Origin of the sequence: Paenibacillus sp. FSL H8-0537, assembly GCF_038051995.1 — a bacterium.
Taxonomy (GTDB): Bacteria; Bacillota; Bacilli; order Paenibacillales; family Paenibacillaceae; genus Pristimantibacillus.
This window is the reverse complement of record NZ_CP150290.1, coordinates 4,640,800-4,660,928: the sequence shown is the minus strand read 5'-3', so window position 1 is coordinate 4,660,928 and position 20,129 is coordinate 4,640,800. Positions and strand designations below refer to the sequence as shown.

Annotated in this window: 15 protein-coding genes; 5 read left to right on the top strand and 10 right to left on the bottom strand. The window is 51.1% G+C overall.

Features of this window, described 5'->3' with window-relative positions:
- Window positions 1–80: 80 nt before the first annotated feature.
- From MHB80_RS19630 to MHB80_RS19620, 3 genes are read right to left on the bottom strand one after another with little or no spacing between them, the layout of a single operon-like run.
- Window positions 81–1,202 carry a Ger(x)C family spore germination protein gene (locus MHB80_RS19630; RefSeq protein ID WP_341278546.1) on the bottom strand — a complete coding sequence of 374 codons (1,122 nt, stop codon included), beginning with the start codon at window positions 1,200–1,202 and terminating at the stop codon, window positions 81–83.
- Window positions 1,199–2,302 (bottom strand): endospore germination permease, encoded by a 1,104-nt coding sequence (locus tag MHB80_RS19625; RefSeq protein ID WP_341278545.1) that lies wholly within the window; start codon window positions 2,300–2,302, stop codon window positions 1,199–1,201. Before MHB80_RS19625 ends, MHB80_RS19630 begins: the two co-directional genes overlap by 4 nt.
- The gene (locus MHB80_RS19620) at window positions 2,299–3,798 is read right to left on the bottom strand and encodes a spore germination protein (protein ID WP_341278544.1); all 1,500 of its coding nucleotides are present in this window, start codon (window positions 3,796–3,798) and stop codon (window positions 2,299–2,301) included. Before MHB80_RS19620 ends, MHB80_RS19625 begins: the two co-directional genes overlap by 4 nt.
- 224 nt (window positions 3,799–4,022) lie before the next feature.
- Between MHB80_RS19620 and MHB80_RS19615 the strand changes: the two genes are divergently transcribed.
- From MHB80_RS19615 to MHB80_RS19595, 5 genes are all read left to right on the top strand, one after another.
- The gene (locus tag MHB80_RS19615) at window positions 4,023–5,648 is read left to right on the top strand and encodes a helix-turn-helix domain-containing protein (RefSeq protein ID WP_341278543.1); all 1,626 of its coding nucleotides are present in this window, start codon (window positions 4,023–4,025) and stop codon (window positions 5,646–5,648) included.
- 127 nt (window positions 5,649–5,775) lie between these two features.
- Entirely contained in the window at window positions 5,776–6,780 is a 1,005-nt protein-coding gene (locus tag MHB80_RS19610) for an iron ABC transporter permease (RefSeq protein WP_341278542.1), read from the top strand.
- A gap of 2 nt (window positions 6,781–6,782) precedes the next feature.
- Window positions 6,783–7,799, top strand: a complete 1,017-nt coding sequence (locus MHB80_RS19605; protein ID WP_341278541.1) for an iron ABC transporter permease — start codon at window positions 6,783–6,785, stop codon at window positions 7,797–7,799.
- Between the two features lie 83 nt (window positions 7,800–7,882).
- A complete protein-coding gene (locus MHB80_RS19600; RefSeq protein WP_341278540.1) occupies window positions 7,883–8,869 on the top strand; it encodes an iron-hydroxamate ABC transporter substrate-binding protein in 987 nt (328 codons plus the stop codon).
- Between the two features lie 353 nt (window positions 8,870–9,222).
- A complete protein-coding gene (locus tag MHB80_RS19595) occupies window positions 9,223–11,508 on the top strand; it encodes a glycoside hydrolase family 3 protein (RefSeq protein WP_341278539.1) in 2,286 nt (761 codons plus the stop codon).
- Between the two features lie 102 nt (window positions 11,509–11,610).
- Here MHB80_RS19595 and MHB80_RS19590 read toward each other — a convergent pair whose 3' ends face one another.
- The 7 genes from MHB80_RS19590 to MHB80_RS19560 form a co-directional block, all read right to left on the bottom strand.
- Window positions 11,611–12,549: a ribose-phosphate pyrophosphokinase gene (locus tag MHB80_RS19590; protein ID WP_056029736.1), complete on the bottom strand. Its 939-nt coding sequence runs from the start codon at window positions 12,547–12,549 to the stop codon at window positions 11,611–11,613.
- A 430-nt stretch (window positions 12,550–12,979) separates the two neighbouring features.
- Window positions 12,980–14,173: an enoyl-ACP reductase FabV gene (gene fabV, locus MHB80_RS19585; RefSeq protein ID WP_341278538.1), complete on the bottom strand. Its 1,194-nt coding sequence runs from the start codon at window positions 14,171–14,173 to the stop codon at window positions 12,980–12,982.
- A 182-nt stretch (window positions 14,174–14,355) separates the two neighbouring features.
- Complete coding sequence (locus MHB80_RS19580; RefSeq protein ID WP_099519611.1) at window positions 14,356–14,616, bottom strand: HPr family phosphocarrier protein; 261 nt, start codon at window positions 14,614–14,616, stop codon at window positions 14,356–14,358.
- A gap of 61 nt (window positions 14,617–14,677) precedes the next feature.
- Window positions 14,678–16,393, bottom strand: a complete 1,716-nt coding sequence (gene ptsP / locus MHB80_RS19575; RefSeq protein WP_341278537.1) for a phosphoenolpyruvate--protein phosphotransferase — start codon at window positions 16,391–16,393, stop codon at window positions 14,678–14,680.
- A 70-nt stretch (window positions 16,394–16,463) separates the two neighbouring features.
- The gene (locus MHB80_RS19570; protein ID WP_341278536.1) at window positions 16,464–17,615 is read right to left on the bottom strand and encodes a mannitol-1-phosphate 5-dehydrogenase; all 1,152 of its coding nucleotides are present in this window, start codon (window positions 17,613–17,615) and stop codon (window positions 16,464–16,466) included.
- Complete coding sequence (locus MHB80_RS19565; RefSeq protein WP_341278535.1) at window positions 17,612–18,049, bottom strand: PTS sugar transporter subunit IIA; 438 nt, start codon at window positions 18,047–18,049, stop codon at window positions 17,612–17,614. Before MHB80_RS19565 ends, MHB80_RS19570 begins: the two co-directional genes overlap by 4 nt.
- Entirely contained in the window at window positions 18,046–19,836 is a 1,791-nt protein-coding gene (locus tag MHB80_RS19560) for a BglG family transcription antiterminator (RefSeq protein WP_341278534.1), read from the bottom strand. Before MHB80_RS19560 ends, MHB80_RS19565 begins: the two co-directional genes overlap by 4 nt.
- Window positions 19,837–20,129 lie beyond the last annotated feature (293 nt).

Below are 20,129 nucleotides of genomic sequence, written 5' to 3'. Positions count from 1 at the left end.
ACGAACCATTTAATGAAGCCATGTTGCTGTACGTTTGAAAATAAGCCAAGCAGGCCGTCATCAAGGACAGTCTGCTTGGCTTATTTTATCGGCCCCATTGCGGAGATTTTTACCTTGGTGGAAATATGGATATCGGCCTGTGACAGCACTTCTCCCCACTCGTTCTCCGTTTTTTTGAATGCTTGATATTCATATGCTCTGGCATAAACGCCTAGCCCAATAGGATCAATTTTGAGCTTTTGGATTTTGGCAATGAGCGCGTTGAACTGGGCGGTTAACTGCTCCTCAATCATTTTTTCAAGCTGCTTGCTGTCATGATAAACATCGAAGGGAAACAGATGCTCGGAGAGGCCGACGACTAGGCTTACTTTAAAATCATATTTGAAGCGGTTGTTTTGAAAACCCGTTTTTATTTTAGTTTTGACCTTGCCCGCAGTAAAGCTGACCATATTAGTTGCAAAAGGCGAGATTTCCGGCTCCTGTGGCAGTTGATAGGATAGGCTGAAGCCTGGCTCTGCATTTTTCTGCAAAATGCGCAGCAGCACCGTTTCCTGGGCGTCAAGGGTTCCCTTGTACAAGCCTGTCTGTGAAATAAGCGCTGTTCCCTGAAGCCGCACTTTTCCGCCAATGATTTTCACCTGTGAAACATAAGGGGTAATTCCTAAGTCTGTAAATTGTCGATGAAGCTCATGCGCTGTAGTGCTAACGGTTTCTGAGTGGGAGCTCGTTGAATCGACCATGCCGCGAAGCAAAATGGGTAGCATCGGCTGGTCTGGTGGATTCAAATACAGCATCTCGGGCACTGATCCATCAACGACAATGACCCGATCCGTTACTGTATTTCGGGCATCGCGGTAAATGACCTCTAGCATTTTGAACCAGCCCTCATAATTCAGCATTCGCTTGCCAATTAAAATAACCTGGTAATTTCGGCCTTGTGTTGCCCCTGAGCTTTGAGCATCCTGCGCGGCTTTGGACTGCCGCAGTGTTTTTGCTGTGCCTGTTAATTCATAGCTCTTTTTCTTAATGTTGTTGCTGAAAACGGGCGCAGTTAAATAAAAATGGAATTTTTCGTTTTTATCCAAATCCATTCCAAGCACAAGCGGGATATTCGCATTTTCCAAATTAAGCTGATCGCTGCAGCTCGAAAGGAAAAGAGACAAGATCATCATTAAACCGATTCGTGCGACGATAGGGCTCATGGACTGCTCCTTTCTTTTCTCCAAAGCTTGCTTAACCACAAATAACCAAGCAGGCATAATGGGAAAATGTATTCCATAAAAAATCCTACCGAGTTTAAAGAATTGGCCATATAGGTGCTGACATTGTAGGTGGGAAAATAAAAGTACGTCCCAATTGCCAGCGATATAATCAGCACTCGCAGCGGAACGATAATGCTATCCTGCTTGAACAGCCAGGCTGTGCAAAAGGAGACCAGATAAATCGTTGGAACCCAAATGAGTGAAAAGATGAGCAGATAGAAGGCAATGAACGGAACTTCAATGCGTTCGATAAATTTAAACTCAATGGACTTTAATACGCTGATGACTGGATCGTTATACAGCTTGTTTTCTTCGGGACTGAAATAAACATAGCAAGTAATCGTGACGAACAGGTAGAGGAGTGCCGTAATGGAATTGGCGATCACAATACCTTTTCCCGCATATTGCTTGTATTTCAAATGTGGATATAGCACGAAAATTTCGACCATGCCCAGCATCGGATAAATGGTTGATTTCACCGCCGCCAGCACAGGCATCCAGCCGTTTTTGAGAATAGGCAGCAAATACAGCCAGTGCGCATGCTTTAACGTATACAAGTAGATAAAGGGTATCCAAAGCGACATCCATATGACAAGCTCGGCATATCTCGCCACGTTGCGGATGCCATGTCTGACAATGGAATAGGCGGGAATGAGCATAAGCGGCATGAGTATGAACGTCTGTGTAGTGGGCAGAAGCCAAGTCTTGGTAACGAGAATAGTGCGCGCAAGCCCATCGTACATCAGGTAGAAAAAGTAGAGTGCAAACAGCAGGGCGGCCAGCTTGCCTGCCCATTTCCCAATATTCTCCGATAACAGGTCGAATAAGTTTCCATTCGGATGAAACTTCATGATACGAACAATCGAGAGCCCGGCAATCAGGCTTAGCGCCCAACCGATGATGAGAGCAATCCAGCCGTCTGTGTCTGCCGCTTCCGCTAGCCGTCTGGGCAAGCCTAGTACCGCGACGCTGACCTGGCTGCCAGAAATGATGGCAATGAACTGGAATAGCGTGATTTGCTTCCCCACGTAGCTTTTCATTCGGTATCCTCCTGAATCCGGCTTTGTCGTTGACGTTTGGATTGTTTAGGCGCTGTGCTGAGCGGACGCTTGTCCATGAGCCAGAGAGGGACGCGGATAAGCGTATCCTTCAAATCGGCTAGTCTCACAGGAGCGATAGGACTGCCATAGGAGGTACCCAGTGATTTAAGGGCTATAATATGCCCAATCATCGTCATAAAACCAATGACAAGACCAACGAATCCAAACATGGAGGCCAATATCATTAAAATAAAACGGATAAGCCGCACCGCCGCGACCATGTCATAGTTAGGCAGAATAAAGGAAGAGATGGCGGTAAAGGCGACAACGATAACCATAACATTACTGATTAGTCCCGCCTGCACGACAGCCTGTCCAATGACGATACCGCCAACGATGCCAACGGTTTGGCCGACCGGCGCAGGCAGACGGATCCCAGCTTCCCTAAGCAGCTCTAGCGTAATTTCCATTAGAATGGCTTCAACGAACGGCGGGAAGGGAACCTGCCCCCTGGATTCCCCAAGCGTGAGCAGCAGCTTGAGCGGAATGATTTCAAAGTGATAGGATACGACTGATATATAGATGGCGGGCAAAAAGGCAGCCGTAATAAAAGCGAACATGCGCAGCAGGCGAAGAAATGTTGCAATCGTCCAGCGCGAGCTGTAATCGTCAATATTTTGAAAGAAGGACATAAAGGTGACGGGAGCAATCAAAACGTTCGGGGAACGGTCGACAACAACCGCACAGCGTCCTTGCAGCAGCTGGGAAGCGGTCGTGTCGGGCCGCTCCGTCGTTATGAGCTGCGGGAACAGTGAAAAAGGATTATCTTCGATAAACTCGCACAGCTCACCTGTGTTTATGATGGCATCGACAGTGATTTTCCGAATTCGCTGCTCCAGCTCCGCCATATACTTGGCGTTTGCGATATCCTCTATGTACAAAATCGAAACGGTCGTTTGTCCTCTTTCGCCGACCATAATTCGTTTGATTTTGAGTCCGCGGTTGGGAAGATAACGGCGAATGAGGGCAATATTCAAATCGCCTGACTCCAGAAAGCCCTGATGCGCGCCCTTCAGCGATGATTCGAGCTGAGGATCTTCAATATTGCGCTGCGGCCATCCCTTTGTATCGAGGGAATAGGCTTGCTCTCCACCATCAATAAATAAGAGGCTGTTCCCCTGGAAAAATGCGAGCTCCGCTTGCTCCCAGCTGGACAAATGCCCCACATGGCCGACAGTGACGGCAATTTCCTGGCTATCCTCGCCGAGCTCTTGCTGCAGGGGACGTAGAACATTATCATTAATTGCCGCTTTGTCATTTAAGCCATCGATGTAGATCAGAACAGCCTGTTTGCCTGATTGCTTAATAGTCAGGTGGCGGGTAACCATATCGGGTGTTTCTGTGAAAAGCTGGTGAATTTTTGCGAGATTTTCCTGTAAGTCGGTGCTGATGGGTTCGCTATGCGGTATGTTTTGCTCCGTTTTTTTATCAGGCATAGCGTTAGACATCCTCCCTGTTGATTTGCTTAGGCTCAGGTATTTTTTCCAGTAGAGGCAAATTGTATGCAGGTGAGATAAAGCGCTAGCGGGGGATTAGAGTGCCAGCGGCTATTTTTTTCTATATAATGAATAGCAGCATGCCGCACAATCGGGCAAGGCCCAGCGCTAAGCATTCCAAGCTGTGCTTGTCCTGCTGCGGCAATTAAGGGAGCATCCAAGAAATGACGACATTTTTGACCGATATTTTATTGGAAATTAAACAAGCCAGGCAAGCCTCTTCCTCCCCAAGCTGGGCGGATGGTAGGCAACCGCTGCCAAGCCATACGCTGCTGTATGCAGCAAAAGGCAAGGGGGAGCTCATTATAAACGGGGAACGGGAGAAGCTTGCCCGCGATGGTTATTATATTTTTTCACCAAATACGGTAATGGAGCTGTCTCTCCATACAGCTGCTCCAGTGGAGCTGCGCTGGGTGATTTTTGACTTATTTCGCTTAAAGGAGCAGGGTGAGCATCAGCGGGCTTACGAACGCGAGCTGGAGTTTCCGGTGGAAGGGCTTATTAAGCTCAAAGGAAGCCGCTTCAAGCGGCTGCTTTATTTGCTGACGGCTGAAGAGAGCGGTATGGAGGAGAGCAGCCGGTTTCTGAAGCAGCATTATTTGCATGAAATGCTGAACGGCGTTATTGCACATGCGGCTCCTATGGCAGCTAATGATTTGGACAAGCGGCTGGAGCTGACGCTGCGCTATATGCAGTCCCATTTTCGCGAGGACATTCGAGTGGACAAGCTTGCTGAAATTGCCCAGCTGCACCCGTCCTATTATTCACAGGTGTTCAAGAAGGTGATGAATAAGACGCCGGTCGCTTTTCTGACCGATCTGCGGATGAACAAGGCGAAGGAGCTGCTGCTGCTGACCGATAAGCCGATTCATGATATTGCCGGTGATGTCGGCTATGGAGACGAATTTTATTTTAGCCGCCGTTTTAAGGCAACGAGCGGTTATGCGCCGACGGTGTACACGCGGAATCGGGATTTGAAAATAAGCTCGCTTTCCTATGCCTATACGGATCATCTGTTTACGCTGGGAGTAGAGCTCTGCGCTGCTCAAGTCCACTCCCATCTACCAATTGTGACAAGGGAGCTGGAGCTGCCAAAACATGCGGTTGACCGTTGGGAAATTGGGCGCCAAACCTTTCTTGAAGTGCAGCCGGATTTGTTTGTTTGCAAGGATAATGTGCTGGCAAAGGCGCTGAAGCATGTGAATGATGTAGCGCCAATCGTAGGCATTCCATGGACAACGATGGATATCTACAGCCATATGCATGAGCTGGCTGAGCTGACGGGCAAGCAGGAGGCTGCGCGAAAATGGCGGGATCGCCATGAACGCAAGGCGGAGCAGCTGCGCAGAAGCTTGATGCGCTTTTTGTCCATAGGCACAACAGCAACGATTTGCGTCGCGCGGCAGGAGGAGCTGCGCATTTATGGCACCCGCAATATTGGACACGTGCTTTATCGCTCGCTGCAGCTGTCACCGCCTGCCAAAATCCGTGAAAAACTCCAGCAGCATGCGCCGGGAACAGGTTTCAACTGGGTTTCGATAACGCCCGAGGAGCTGTCCGGCTATGAAGCTGATTATTTGTTTCTCGTTTTCTCGAATGAGGCGGAGCATAGGCTGCTGGTAGCTTTGCTGAAAACGAATCCGGTGTGGAGAAGCTTTCCGGCTGTGAAAAATGATCGTGTATATTTCCTCGATAAAACAAAATGGATCGTCTACGCCCCTTATGGCATTGATTTGCAGATCGAGGAAGCCGGGCAATTGCTGCTGTCACCGAATAGATTATCGCTGTAAACCTGAGAATAATCCATATGGCGATCTTGAATTATGTCATGTACGGGAAAGCGGGAATCGTTATAATGAAGAAGATGATAATGATTATCAATATTGATATTCGGGGAGGCTTTACGGGTAAAGGCGTATGAAATGGAACAAAGGATATACGATAAGCTTATCGCTTATTGCAGGCTGCGCATGGCTTGTGTTCTCGCTGTTTATGGCAGTATCGAATGGCGCGAAGGAAATGGATTTGCATACGGTTTGGACGGCTGTTTTTGATTATAATGCCAGCTTGACGCCGCATCAAATTATACATGAGCTGAGACTGCCACGTGTGCTGGGCGCCGCACTTACGGGTATGGCATTTGCTGTAGCAGGCGCTATTATGCAGGGGGTAACCCGCAATCCGATGGCGGATACGGGCTTGCTCGGCGTAAATGCCGGAGCGGCTTTCGTTGTGGCGCTTTGCTTTGCGCTGCTTCCGGCGTTATCCTATTCGCATTTGATGCTGCTGTCCTTCGTTGGCGCTGCTTTAAGCACCTTGTTCATCATGCTGCTGGGCTCGGCAGCTCCTGGCGGGCTGACGTCGCTGCGGCTTACGATAGCAGGCGCTGTTGTTGCTGCTATTTTGCATTCGCTCAGCACAGGCATTGCGATTTATTTTGACCTTAGCCAGGATTTGGCTTTCTGGTATGCAGGCGGCGTTGCGGGAATAAAGTGGATGCATCTGAAGCTGCTGGCCCCCGTTATACTGGCTGGTCTGGCAGGTGCGATGCTGCTCGGACGCCCGATTACGTTTCTCTCCCTTGGAGAAGAAGCGGCAACGGGACTCGGCATTAAAACAGCCCGCATCCGCATACTCGGCCTGCTCATAGCTGTAGTGCTGGCTGGAGCTTCGGTATCAGCCGCAGGCTCTATCGCTTTTGTCGGGCTTGTTATTCCGCATATGGCCCGCCGAATCGTCGGCGTCGATTACCGGTTTGTGCTGCCGTTTTCAGCGCTCCTCGGCGGAAGTCTGCTCGTCTGGGCTGATTTTGCATCGCGGATGGTCAATCCGCCGCGAGAATTTGCCATAGGCGCGATGGTTGCTATGGTCGGCGTTCCATTTTTCCTCTATTTAGCACGTAAAGAGAGGAGGGAGCTCTAGTTATGGATCAATCGGCATATCGGGCTCGCAGGGCGATTACGGTCAGCGTCGTCATGTTTATTTTAGCCATTGTAGTCATTTTGATCGGCTTAAATACAGGGACCATTCGTTTATCGCCGCTTGCGGTATGGCAGACGCTGCTGGGTGGGGGAACGACGGAGGAGCAAATGATTTTGTTCGATTACCGACTGCCGCGTATCGTTGTAACGATGCTTGGCGGCATCGGGCTTGGGGTTGCCGGAGCAGTGCTGCAGGGCGTATCACGCAATGCGCTGGCTGATCCGGGCATTTTGGGCCTGCATGCCGGAGCTGCCTTCGGACTAATCGTTTTTGTATCCTTCTTTCGGACGATGGAAGGCTCGCTTGCGATGCTCATTCCGATGTTCACCTTTGCCGGGGGCAGCATAATCGCCATCGTCATTATTTTGCTGGCGTATGACAGGCAGCGGGGCATTATGCCGATCCGGCTTATTCTTGTAGGGATTGCGATAGAAGCAGGTGTCAGTGCGATTACGCTGTTCCTCTCCCTTAAGCTGGACCCGGATACGTATACGTTTGCGGCACGTTGGCTGGCGGGAAGTGTATGGGGCAGAGATTGGATCAACGTTTGGGCGCTGCTGCCGTGGATCGTCATTTTGGTGCCGATCATTTATTTAAAATCGAAGACGCTGGATTTGTTCAGCTTTGGCGATGAAATCGCTTCAGGCGTAGGCAGCAGCGTTACGCGAAATCGGCTGCTCATGATGATTCTTGCCGTAGCTTTGTCCTGCGCCAGCGTCTCCATGACCGGCGGTATTGGCTTTATCGGTCTCGTAGCTCCACATCTGGCTCGCAGGCTAGCCGGCCCTCAGCATCGCTATTTTTTGCCGGCGGCGGCTAGCATCGGGCTTGTGATACTCGTAGCTGCGGATACGATTGGACGGTCTATTTTTCAGCCTAATGCGATTCCGGCCGGTGTCATCGTTGCCCTTATTGGGGGGCCGTATTTTCTGTACATGCTGTTTAGGAAGAAGGTTTGAGAAGGGCAGGGAAGTTTTTGCAATTTGAATCAGTGGATGCTGAACGAACGTTCAGACGATGAATACGGGGGACTTAACGAGTTATGAATAAATCACTATTTTCTTCTAAAGCGCTGCTGACGCTAATCAGCCTGATGGTTGTCGCCATGCTGGCGGCTTGTGGACAAGCTGGCTCGCCACAAAGCACGAATGGAGGCAATGCAGCCCAGGGAGCCGAAGCTTCTGCAGAAGCGAGCGCTTCACCGAGCGCTGGGCAAGTGGAGCCGCATGGCCCTAATGTGAAAATCGCCTCCATGTCGATTCATATTACGAACAATTTGCTTGCTCTAGGGATTAAACCTGCGGGTTCGGTTGTCGGCGGCGACGTGAAGGATTTCCTTCCCCACGTAGCGGATCGTCTGGAAGGCACAGCGAAGCTTGGTGTTGTTACAGATCCGGATATGGAAGCTGTGCTGGCGCTGAAGCCGGATGTTATTTACATCGATGAAGTATATTCTGGCGCAGACCTTGCCAAATTCGAGAAGATTGCTCCGACGATTTCCATCGATATGGACAATGGCACATGGAGAGATCATTTAAAGCGGATTGCCGAGCATGTCGACAAGCAGTCAGAAGCAGAGCAGTTTATTAAAGCTTATGAAGCAAAAGCGGCTACCATAAAGACGCTGATTAGTAGCAAGCTTGGCGCCAATGCCAAGGTGATGGCGATTCGCACAACAGCGAAGGAGCTTCGCGTCATGGGCATGAAACGTCCGGTAGGACCGATTATGTTCGAGGATTTGGGGCTGACACCAGCAACTGGTGTTGAAAAAATTACGGATGAGCCCTATGCGGTTATATCGCAGGAGGTGCTGCCCGATTTTGATGCGGATGCGATTTTCGTCATCATCAGCAAAGGCAATGAGGCGAAAGCGAATTTTGAGCAGCTGGAGCAAAATCCGGTATGGCTTAACTTAAAAGCGGTGAAAAACAATCACGTTTATGTGCTTGACGGGCAAAAATGGCTCGATTATTCGTCGCTAGGCCACAGCATGGCGCTTGACGATGCCCAGAGCCTGTTTGAGAAATAAACGTATCAGGTTGAGGGATGTCCTAATAAAACGGTGATGGAAAGGAAGTCACCGACCGATCTTCTAATGGCTGCAGAGCGCGAATGGGCTCTGCGGCCATTTTTTCAAAATATAAGAATGTTTATGTTTCCCCTTGAAATATAGGAAAGGATATTGTAACGCTATTCTTTCTCTATATTTTTCGGAATGAAACGCGCCGCCTCGCCAAAGGATGGCGACAGCCGTTTCACCTTGAAAATAGTCTTAATATCACAACTAAAAAGTCGGAATATGATTAGCCTGGGCATGGCCAAATTCGCTATAATTATAAGGTAAGCAAGGCATTTACAGGCACGCGAAGGGATGGGATCGGTTTGGCAGACAAGCGTGATCAGGCTACTACTATTCAATATATTCACAATAAAAACGGGCCCAAGCTCGGCTATTCCACTTTGTCAGGCGTCCGTATTTTGGAGCAGGACGGCTTTTATTTTAAAGATTTGAACAAGGATGGCAAGCTGGATAAATATGAGGATTGGCGGCTTAGTCCGCAGGAGCGGGCTGAGGATCTCGCTTCGAAAATGAGCGTCGAGCAAATTGCTGGGCTTATGCTCTACAGCAGCCATCAGGCCGTTCCGGCGAGCCTGGGCTGGCATCCGGGCACTTATGGAGGCAAGGCATTTGCGGATAGCGGTGCGGACTCACATGCGCTGACGGACCAGCAGCTTGCTTTTCTGGAGCAGGATCATTTGCGCCATGTGCTGCTGACGATGGTGGAAAGCCCGGAAACGGCAGCGCAGTGGAACAATACGATGCAGGCATACGTTGAAGGCTTAGGGCTGGGCATCCCGGTAAATACGAGCTCTGATCCGCGGCATGCGACAGATTCGACGAAGGAATTTAATGCTGGAGCTGGCGGCAGCATTTCGATGTGGCCGGAGACGATGGGGCTTGCCGCTACGTTCGATCCGGAGGAGGCGAAAAAATTCGGCGAGGTTGCTGCCAGGGAGTATCGGGCGCTTGGAATTGGCACGGCGTTGTCGCCGCAGGTCGATATTGGCACCGATCCGCGCTGGTTCCGTTTTGGCATGACCTTTGGCGAAGATCCCCAGCTATCGACTGATATGGGTCGCGCTTATATTGACGGCTTCCAGACGTCGGAGGGCGAGCATGAAATTGCCGAAGGCTGGGGCTATGACAGCGTTAATGCGATGGTGAAGCATTGGCCGGGCGGGGGCTCGGGCGAAGGCGGCCGCGATGCGCATTTTGGCTATGGCAAATATGCTGTTTATCCGGGAGAGCAATTTGAGCAGCATTTGCGTCCTTTTACGGAAGGAGCGTTCAAGCTGGCTGGCAAGACCGGCAAAGCTTCTGCGGTTATGCCTTATTATACGATTTCGCAAGGACAAGACCCGATTAATGGCGAAGATGTCGGCAACTCCTACAACAGCTACCTCATAAATGATTTGCTGCGCGAGCAGTACGGCTACGATGGCGTCGTCTGCACGGACTGGGGTATTACCGCGGATGAAGGCGATGATATTACGAGGCTGATGAGCGGCGGCCGCTGCTGGGGTGTTGAGGAAGGCTACAGCGTAGCGGAGCGCCACTACAAGCTGCTTATGGCTGGCGTTGACCAATTTGGCGGCAACAATGAGACGGGTCCGGTTATTGAAGCTTATCAGATCGGCGTACAGCAGCATGGCGAGGCGTTTATGCGCAGCCGCTTTGAGAAATCGGCAGTGAGGCTGCTGAAAAATATTTTCCGGCTTGGCCTCTTTGAAAACCCTTATTTGGAAGTGGCGCAGACGACTGCGACGGTCGGCTCCCCTACTTTCATGGCGGCTGGCTATGAAGCGCAGCTGAAATCGATTGTGCTGTTGAAAAATGAAGGGCAAACGCTGCCGCTGCCTGCTGCAAGCGGGCGCCTGACCGTCTATATTCCCCGGAAATTCCGGCCGGAGGGTGCGAGCTGGCTCGGTCTGCCGACACCGTCCTTCGAGGGTTACCCGATTAGCTTGGATACGGTCCAGAAGTATTTTGACGTGACGGACAATCCGGAGCAGGCAGATTTTGCATTGGTGTGCATTGAAAGCCCGCTTAGCACGATGGGCTACAGCAAGGCAGACGCTGAAGCGGGCGGAAATGGCTATGTGCCGGTCAGCCTTCAATACCGTCCGTATACGGCTGTGCATGCACGTGAGACGAGCCTTGCTGGCGATGCGCGCGATGTGCTGAATCGTACCTACAAAGGGAAGACGGTTACCGTTGCCAATGAATCCGATCTGGATATGGTGCTGGACACGAAAGCGAAAATGAAGGGCAAGCCCGTTATCGTTTCGATGACGCTCAGCAACCCGGCGGTAGTCGCTGAATTTGAAGCTGAAGCTGACGCTATTATTGCCCATTTTGGCTTGCAGGAGCAGGCGCTTCTGGAGACGATCATCGGCGCTTCCGAGCCGTCTGGCCTGCTGCCCTTCCAGATGCCGCGGGACATGTTGACAGTGGAAGAGCAGCTTGAAGACACGCCGCATGATATGGATGTGTATGTCGATACAGTAGGCCATGCCTATGGCTTTGGCTACGGTCTCAACTGGAGCGGTGTCATTCAAGATGCAAGAACGGCGAAATATGCAGGCGGCAAGCACAGTACGAAATAACACTTATTATCTGCCGAAAATAAAAACGCATGGGAGGTCTGCTTGCAGCACTCCCATGCGTTTTTGCGTTGCCGCGATTGCGGCCTGTATCACCAAAAAATATTAGCCGCCGATTTTGAAGAGCTTATCGAGCGAGCCGCCTTCGGAAATGATCTTAATGGCGGTTGCAATGAGCGGTGACATTGGCAGTACGAAAAATTTGTCCGAATGATCGCTTAGCGCAATCGTATCCGTTACAACCACTTGACGGATGTTCGGATGCGTCAGCTTCTCGATGGCGTTGGCCGAGAACAAGCCGTGCGTTGCACAAACGTAGGCATCATGGGCGCCTTTTTTGTGGAGCGCTTCAACGACGTTTACGATGGTGCTGCCTGTATCGATCAAATCCTCAATAATAATCGGCGTCATGCCTTCCACTTCACCGATAATATGGGTAATTTCCGACTGGTTGTGGGCCGGACGGTTTTTGATCATGATAGCAAACGGGCAATCCAAGTAGTTCGCCAGCTTCTCTGCTGTTGAAGCTCGTCCAGCATCCGGCGAAACGACGACGGGATTGACGATATTTTGGCTTTTCAAATGTCTGATAATGAGATCCAGAGCCGTCAGATGATCGACCGGGATTTCGAAAAAGCCTTGAATAGGATCTGCATGCAAATCCACGGTAATGATGCGATGAGCGCCGACCGTAGTCAGCACATCAGCCACCAGCTTGGCAGAAATCGGCTCACGAGGAGCGGATTTGCGTTCCTGGCGCGCATATCCATAATAAGGAATGACGAGATTAATGGTTTTGGCGGAAGCGCGCTTCGCCGCATCGATCATAATCATCAATTCCACTAAATGTTCATTAACCGGATGGGACAGTGCTTGTACAATAAAGACATGGCATGTCCGAATTGGTTCTTCATACGATACGTGAATTTCGCCGCTTTGCTGGCGGGATATGGCGACATTGCCCAGCGGAATACCGAGTGAACCACAAATTTCCTCGGCAAGCGCGCGATTGGATGATCCCGAAAATATTTTAACCTTCTGCATTGTGCTCCTCCTTCAAGTTTTGCGCAGCAAAACTGCTTCGAAAGCGTAAACTTAAGTTTTGCGCAGCAAAACTGCTTCGAAAACATAAACTTAAGTTTTGCTACGAAAAACTACTACATTCCATTATACATCGAAGGAGGTCAGATTCAAGTCATAGTTCGCTCGATTTAGGAAGTGAGCGTCAGCTTAATGTTGCCGTATGGCTGTATTTAAAATAGACAACATAATCAGATGCACCGGGCGAGCCGCCAATGCCAAAGCTTGCATTTTCCATAATTGGTATATATGCCGATTCGCCATTTTGCTTGATAAGCGGCGTTTGGTTTAAGGGCGGCTACTTTTTTGGTCATAAACATAACGCAAAACAGCCTCCAAGCCTGCGATTAACGCAAGTGTGGAGGCTTGGAGGCTGTTTTATTAAAAATAGCGACTAACGAAGGTTAGGGATGGCAACATCCGGGTTGGCATCGGCTTCATAATCAATGCCATCGGTTTCAAAGCCGAACAGCTGGAAAAACTCTTTGCGGTAGCCAGCAAGGTCGGACAGCTCGTACACATTTTCTGTAGTCAGCTCTGACCACAGCTTCGCAACCTCAGCTTGGATTTCAGGTCTCATTTCCCAATCGTCAACGCGGATTAGGCCTCTGTCGTCAACGAGTGTTTCGCCGGAAGCATTGTACAGGCGATCAGAGAACAGGCGGTACATTTGCTCGATACAGCCTTCATGCGTGCCATTTTCCTTCATAACCTTATACAGCGCGGAAATGTACAGTGGTACAACTGGAATCGCCGAGCTGGATTGGGTAACGAGCGCTTTGTTAACGGAAACGAAGGCCCGTCCGCCTTTCGTGCTGAGCTGCTTGCTCAGGCGCTTCGCCGTTGCTTCGAGATCATTTTTAGCATAACCAATTGTACCTTCACGGTAAACCGCATGCGTAATTTCCGGGCCGATATAGGAATAGGCAACAGTAGTTGCGCCGTCTGCCAGTAAGCCTGCTTCCTCAAGCTGATCGATCCACATTTGCCAGTCTTCGCCGCCCATAACGGCAATCGTCTGGCGAATTTCATCCTCAGTAGCCGGCTCGATTGTCGCTTCTGTTACGTCGCCGCTGTGGAAGTTAACCGTTTTGTTCGTGTAAGTGCCGCCAATCGGCTTAATGACCGAAGAAAAGGTTTCGCCGGTTTTTGGATGAGTACGGCGCGGTGATGCTACGCTGTACACGACAAGATCAATGGTGCCCAGCTCACTGCGGATCAGATCCAGCGTTTGGGTTTTGATTTCATCAGAGAAAGCGTCTCCGACGATGCTGAACGATTTGCGGCCTGCTTCTGCTGCCGCTTTCTCGAAAGCAGCGGAGTTGTACCAGCCTGCGGAAGCCGTGCGCGCGCCTTCAGCGGCTTTGTCGAAATAAACGCCAATCGTATTGGCGCCAGCTGCAAAGGAGGAGACGATGCGCGATGCTAGGCCGTAGCCTGTCGAAGCGCCGATTACGAGCACATTGCGCGGGCCTGCAATGGCCGGCTTGGATTTTACATACTCGACTTGACGAAGGACCTGCTCGGCGCAGCCTTCTGGATGTGCTGTCGTACAAATAAAACCGCGTGTTTTTGGTTGAATGATCATATCTAATTATTCCTTCCTATTTGTAAAATGGGCTTCCTATCCATATTACTGAACAATTCTCTACCATTTTACCGATTTTTTCGGGCAAATGGAAGGGCGCGAAAAAACGCAAGACCGAGTGGAGTCGGCCTTGCGTAAGATGCTGCTGGAATGGATCAAGCGGGATGGGCAATCAAGCCCGCTTATTCGTGAATTTGTGTCAGCAAATCGCCAAGGGCCTTCATCGCTTCGGCTTCCTGCTCGCCGTCGATTTCCAGCGTTACTTCCTCGTTCACGGCAATGCCGAGCGTCAGCATGCTGAGCGAGCTTTTGCCATTTACTTTTTTGCCCTTGTTCAGGACGGAAATTTTGCAGGGAAAGGCGCTTGCGGCCTGAACGAAAGTTTTAGCCGGGCGAACGTGAAAACCTGTTGGGTTAAGAATCGTAAACGTTTGACTGATCATGTGGAGATCACTCCATTTCGGATATATTTTTATTTGTAGTATTTAAATATTAGTCTAATTCTTATTTGCGTTTTTGCTCAACGAAATCGGTCACTTGCTCATAGCTGCGAATGAGAAGCGCTTGCTCAGCGTAAGCAGCCCACTCGGCCTGGTCCAGCTCGCCAACGAGCTGTCTAGCCTGCAAAATCGCGCCAGCGCTCATGCTGAATTCATCCAGCCCAAGCCCAAGCAGCAGCGGAATCGCCGTCGTATCGCCAGCCATTTCCCCGCACATGCCAACCCATTTGCCTTCCTGCTTCGCGGCTTTGATCACCATGCTGATGAGGCGCAAAATCGAAGGATGCCAAGGCTGGTACAAATACGATACCGTCTCGTTCATTCGATCTGCCGCCATCGTATATTGAATCAAATCATTCGTCCCGATGCTGAAAAAATCAACCTCTGGCGCGAACAGGTCAGCGGACACAGCAGCGGACGGAATTTCAACCATCATGCCGACTTCAATATGGTCTGCGACAGCAATTCCCTCGGCAGCAAGCTTTGCCTGTTCTTCGGCCAGCAGTTTTTTCGCCTCAAGCAGCTCTTCGATGACCGCAATCATCGGGAACATGATTTTGAGATTGCCGTGGCTGCTGGCACGAAGCAGGGCGCGCAGCTGCGTGCGGAAAATATCCTGGCGGTCGAGGCAAAGCCGCAGCGCGCGCTGACCAAGGAATGGATTGCTTTCCTTCGGCAAATCCATGTAAGGAAGCTCTTTGTCGCCGCCAATGTCGAGCGTGCGGATGACGACGGGCTTGCCGTTCATTTTTTCGAGTACATATTTGTAGCTGGTGTATTGCTCCTCTTCGGTTGGCAGCGAGCTGCGTCCCATATAAAGAAACTCGGTGCGGAACAAGCCGATCCCCTCGGCGCCATTATCGAGCGCGCGCTGCACATCCGCAAGCTTGCCGATGTTGGCAGCGAGCTCGACCTGCTTCCCGTCTCGGGAAAAGGAGGGCTGATCCCTCAGCTTGGTCAGCTCAGCCTTATGCTGGTCATATTGCTGCTTTTGCTGCTGGAAGACAGCGAGCTCGTCAGCGGACGGGTTGATGATGATGGAGCCAGCCTCGGCATCCATTAGGATGAAAGCATCCGCTGGCAATGAGCGGAGGGCGGAGCCGACGCCTACGATTGCCGGAATTTCCAGCGTCCGCGCCATAATGGCGGAATGGGAAGTGCGGCTGCCGATTTCGGTAATGAAGCCGCGTACGACGTCCAAATTGAGCTGCGCCGTATCCGAAGGCGTCAAATCCTCGGCAATAATAATACATTCCTCCGTCATATTCGCGAGATCGAGATGGGGCACTCCGCGCAAATGACTCATAATGCGGCCCGCCACATCTTTAATATCGACGGCGCGGCCTTGAAGCAGCTCATCCTCCATCGCTTGCAGCAGTTCAATGAAGGACGTTGCAACCTCATGAAGGGCATATTCAGCGTTAATGCCTTCTTCGCTCATTTTTTCTTCTGCAGCATCAATGAAATCAGGGTCTTCTAAAATCATTAAATGGCCTTCGAAAATTTCAGCTTTATCCGCGCCAAGCTTTTGCTCCGTGGATACCCTGATTGCTTCAATTTCTTCCTGCGCCTGGGCTACTGCGCTGCGAAAGCGTTGAATCTCCCCGGTTCTATTTACAGCTTCAAGCTTTTTCGGCGTATAGTGGTCTTGATGAATAAAGTAAGCGGGAGCTGCTGCAAGTCCTGGCGACGCTCCGGTACCCTTCCATTGTGTTGTCATGCAACCTCATTCCTTTCCTTAACCCTGTGACTCATGGATTTAAACCGAGAGCCATTCGTTTCAAAGATGATCAAAGCTTGCTGTAGGCTTCTACGATTTGTCCGTGCAGCGGATGATCCGCTGGCAGTGACGTATAACGCGCAATAACCTCGCTCAGTGTTGAGCTTGCAAGAGCTGCTTGAATTTCCGCAGCTTCGGGGTCTTCTGTATAGGCAAAGCGCAGCGCTGATGCCATTGCTTTAGTCAAATGGACAGTAGGCAGGCCAAGCTCGAAGGCGAGCAGGGCGGGCCGCACAAGACGGTCATCCGGCGACAGCTTGCGAATCGGCGAACGTCCAACACGCACCACTTCATCCGTCAAATAAGGATTAATAAAACGCTCTAAAATTTGCTCAATGTATGCTTGATGCTCGTTTTCTGAGAAGCTGTAAGTACGAACAAGCATCGCACCCGTTTCTTTAAGCGCGCCCTCGACTTCACTGCGGACAGCCGCGTCCTGCATTGCTTCCTGTATAGTGGCATACCCTTGCAAATAGCCATAATAAGCGGCAACGCAATGTCCGGTATTTACGGTGAACAGCTTGCGCTCAATATAGGGCTGGAGCTGATCGACATAATGGATGCCGGGAATTTCCGGCGTTCCTTGCGGCAGCGCAGAGCGGTCAACCGTCCACTCGTAAAAAGGCTCTACGGTCACTTGCAGTGGATCGTCATGCAGCTGTTGCGGAACGATGCGGTCAACAGCCGCATCTGGAAAAGCAATCGCTTGCTCCGCCTGTGCTCTAACGTCAGCGGCCAGATGGGAATAAACAAGCACCTTAAGCTGCGAACTGCCGCCAATCGCGTTTTCACAGGCGATAATAGGCAATGGGGAAGCGAAAGCTGCCGAGTTCTTCGCCAGACGAAGCGTGATGCCTTCAGCAATGGCTCCGGCAATATGCTTCAGGACTGACACGCCGACGGCTGTCGTGACGAGATCTGCCTCGGCAATCGCTGCGGCAACGAGCGCCGTATCATTGCCATTAATCGCGTCCACGCCCGAGACTGTGAACGACTCTGCTTGCTCGCTTGCAAGCTTAACGGTGTATTGCTGTTTTTCCTGCAGCAGCGCGACGAGGGAGGCATTTACATCGACGAAGGTTACGCTGCAGCCTGCTTGTGAGAGCAGGAGGCCGATGAAGCCTCTGCCGATGTTGCCGGCGCCAAAATGGACGGCCCTCATTCTTCCATACCTTGCTCGAAAATCGCGATAAGCTCAGCCTCTGAGCTAGCGTTCAAAATCCGCTCCATATCGTCTTCCTCGGATACGAGCATCGCAACGCTTGTTAAGATGTTCAGATGGTCATCGCCGACTGCTGCCAGGCCAATAATGAGCTTGGCTGGCTCGTCGCCGCCAAAGTCTACCCCGCCAGGCACGATTAGGATGGACATGCCCGTCGAGTGGATAAGGCTTTTGGAATCATTGGTGCCGTGGGGCATCGCCAGTCCGCCGCCAATATAGGTCGAGAGCAGCTCTTCGCGCTCAAGCATTTTGTCCACATAGGACGCCGGAACATGGCCTGCTTCAACAAGCAGTTGTCCCGCAAGGCGGATCGCCTCATATTTGTCATTAACTTGAACGTTCAATTTCACTTTGTCTGTGGATAAAATAGTCATGGCTCATTTCTCCAATCCAGTTTGAATTTGATTTCTTTCTCTAGGTGAAAGGATATAAAAGCTTGAATTTCCGCGGCGCTGCCGTGCTTGAGCAGCTCTGTCAGCTCCGACATCAGCAGCATCGCGCTCACTTCGCTCAAAATCTCCAAAGCGGTGCGGCGAAGCTCGGCAGGGCCAAGCATCAATAAAATTTGCTTCACGGGGACAGCGCTGCTGTCTCCAAATGGCAGCGGCTCATTAAACCGAAACAGACTGAGCACAGGAAAGGCAATGGCATCCGAGCGAGTATGGAACAATGCCAGCTCCGTGTCTGGAATGACCTGGCTGCCATGCTGCTCCCGTGTTAGGAGCAGTTGAACGACCTTCTGCTCGTCGGTCACAGCATGCAAATGCCGAATGCGCTCAATCAGCTCCTCGGTGACGCCCGCTAAATCGCCGCGCGGCAGGCCGGGCCGCTCCGGCATCGTATAAACCTGAAAGGTTTCCAGCAGCATAACCGCATCGGAAGCATACATTTTTAACTGCATCAACCGCTCCAGCGGCGAGTGGCTGCTCGTTTCCGGCGTTTTTGGCGACGGAGCATGCTTGAGCGTAATATTTTGAATAAAGGATCGCAGTCGTTCGACTTCCGCTTCCAGCAGCAGAGGGCTTAGCTTAATATAACGCTCGGCAGCTATCGGCAAATCAACGGTTGAAATAATAAGATCGTATTGCTGCTCCGGCATGCGAGCCGCTTCGTACCAAGAACGGTTGCCAATCAGCTCGATTTGCGGCAGCTCCTTGCTAATTCGAACGGCAAGCAGCTTTGAAGAACCGATACCGCTGGTGCATACGAGCACCGCTCTAACTTTTCGCGGAAACTGCCTCAGCCGTTCCATGGAGGCGCCAAAATGCATGACCATGTAGCCAATTTCCTCATCAGGCACTTCGATCGTGCTTATAATAGCATTAACGCCTTTGCGAATAAGGGTAAACAGCAATTCATAATCTTTCTTAATTTGTGCCAGCAGCGGATTGCGAATCGTGCTGCCTTCCTCAATTCTGCGAAAAGCAGGGAGCATATGCTGCTGCAGCCCTTCTCTGAGGGAACGGTCCTCGGTAAAAGGCTCACCGAGCTGCTCCTCCATAAAAGCAATCAGCTTCGTTACGCTTGCGCTGAGCGTCCAATCTCCCTGGGCGAGCAGCAGTCCGTCTTCTTCAGACGAATCGGTCGCTTTGAGCAGCTTAGCGATATAGCGGACTTCCTCAGCAGGCAGCTCCAATGCAAGCATGCGCAGCAGCTCCTCGGCTTTGCTTCCCCCTCTTGCTGAGTAGGAAGGCAGAGGTCCGTTCACATGCGGCGGAATCAAATGCCCTTCCTGAATTCGCGTCAGCGTGACAGCAAGCCGAATGAGCAGATGTAAATGCTCTTTTTCTGACAAATGCAGCTGCCAGCCATCCTCCAGCTTCCAAAACGCCTGCTCCAAGGAGAAAAAAGGCTTCCTGCCAACCATCGCCAGCAGCTCCTTGGATAAAGGATGCTGGGCTGCGGCTTCCTGAGCTTGGCCGAACAGGTCGGATTCGTCCAGATGCGTTTGCGCGAGCCAAGCAATGAACAGCCTTTTTGCTGGCTCTGGTCCGCTTATTTCTACGCCATAGCCGCGCCTGCGCACAAGTGTCAGCCCATGATTGCGAATCATTTGCTCCAGCTCATCAAGATCATGGCTAATCGTTGGCATCGTAACGCGCAGCTGGTGGGAGAGCGAAAATTGTTTAATCGGCTCGGTATGCTTAAGCAGCCTGCACAATATAAGCGCCTTGCGTTCCTCTGCTGAATATTCAAACAGATCTGCATGCTCGAGCGCCTGCTTAAAACGCTCTAGTCGCTCGCTGTCCGCTTCGAGTTTGATCCCGATTCCGGAACGCTTATGCAGCTTGATATGATTGGCAGCTAGTACAAGCTCAATGTCACTCAGCTCGCGGTGAATCGTCCGGGTGCTTGCCCCGACCTCAGCGGCAATATCGGCCGCTGTTATTTCATCCCGCTGCTCCAGCAGCAGCTCTACAATACGTCGCTGTCTCGTCGATACTTTGATAGGAG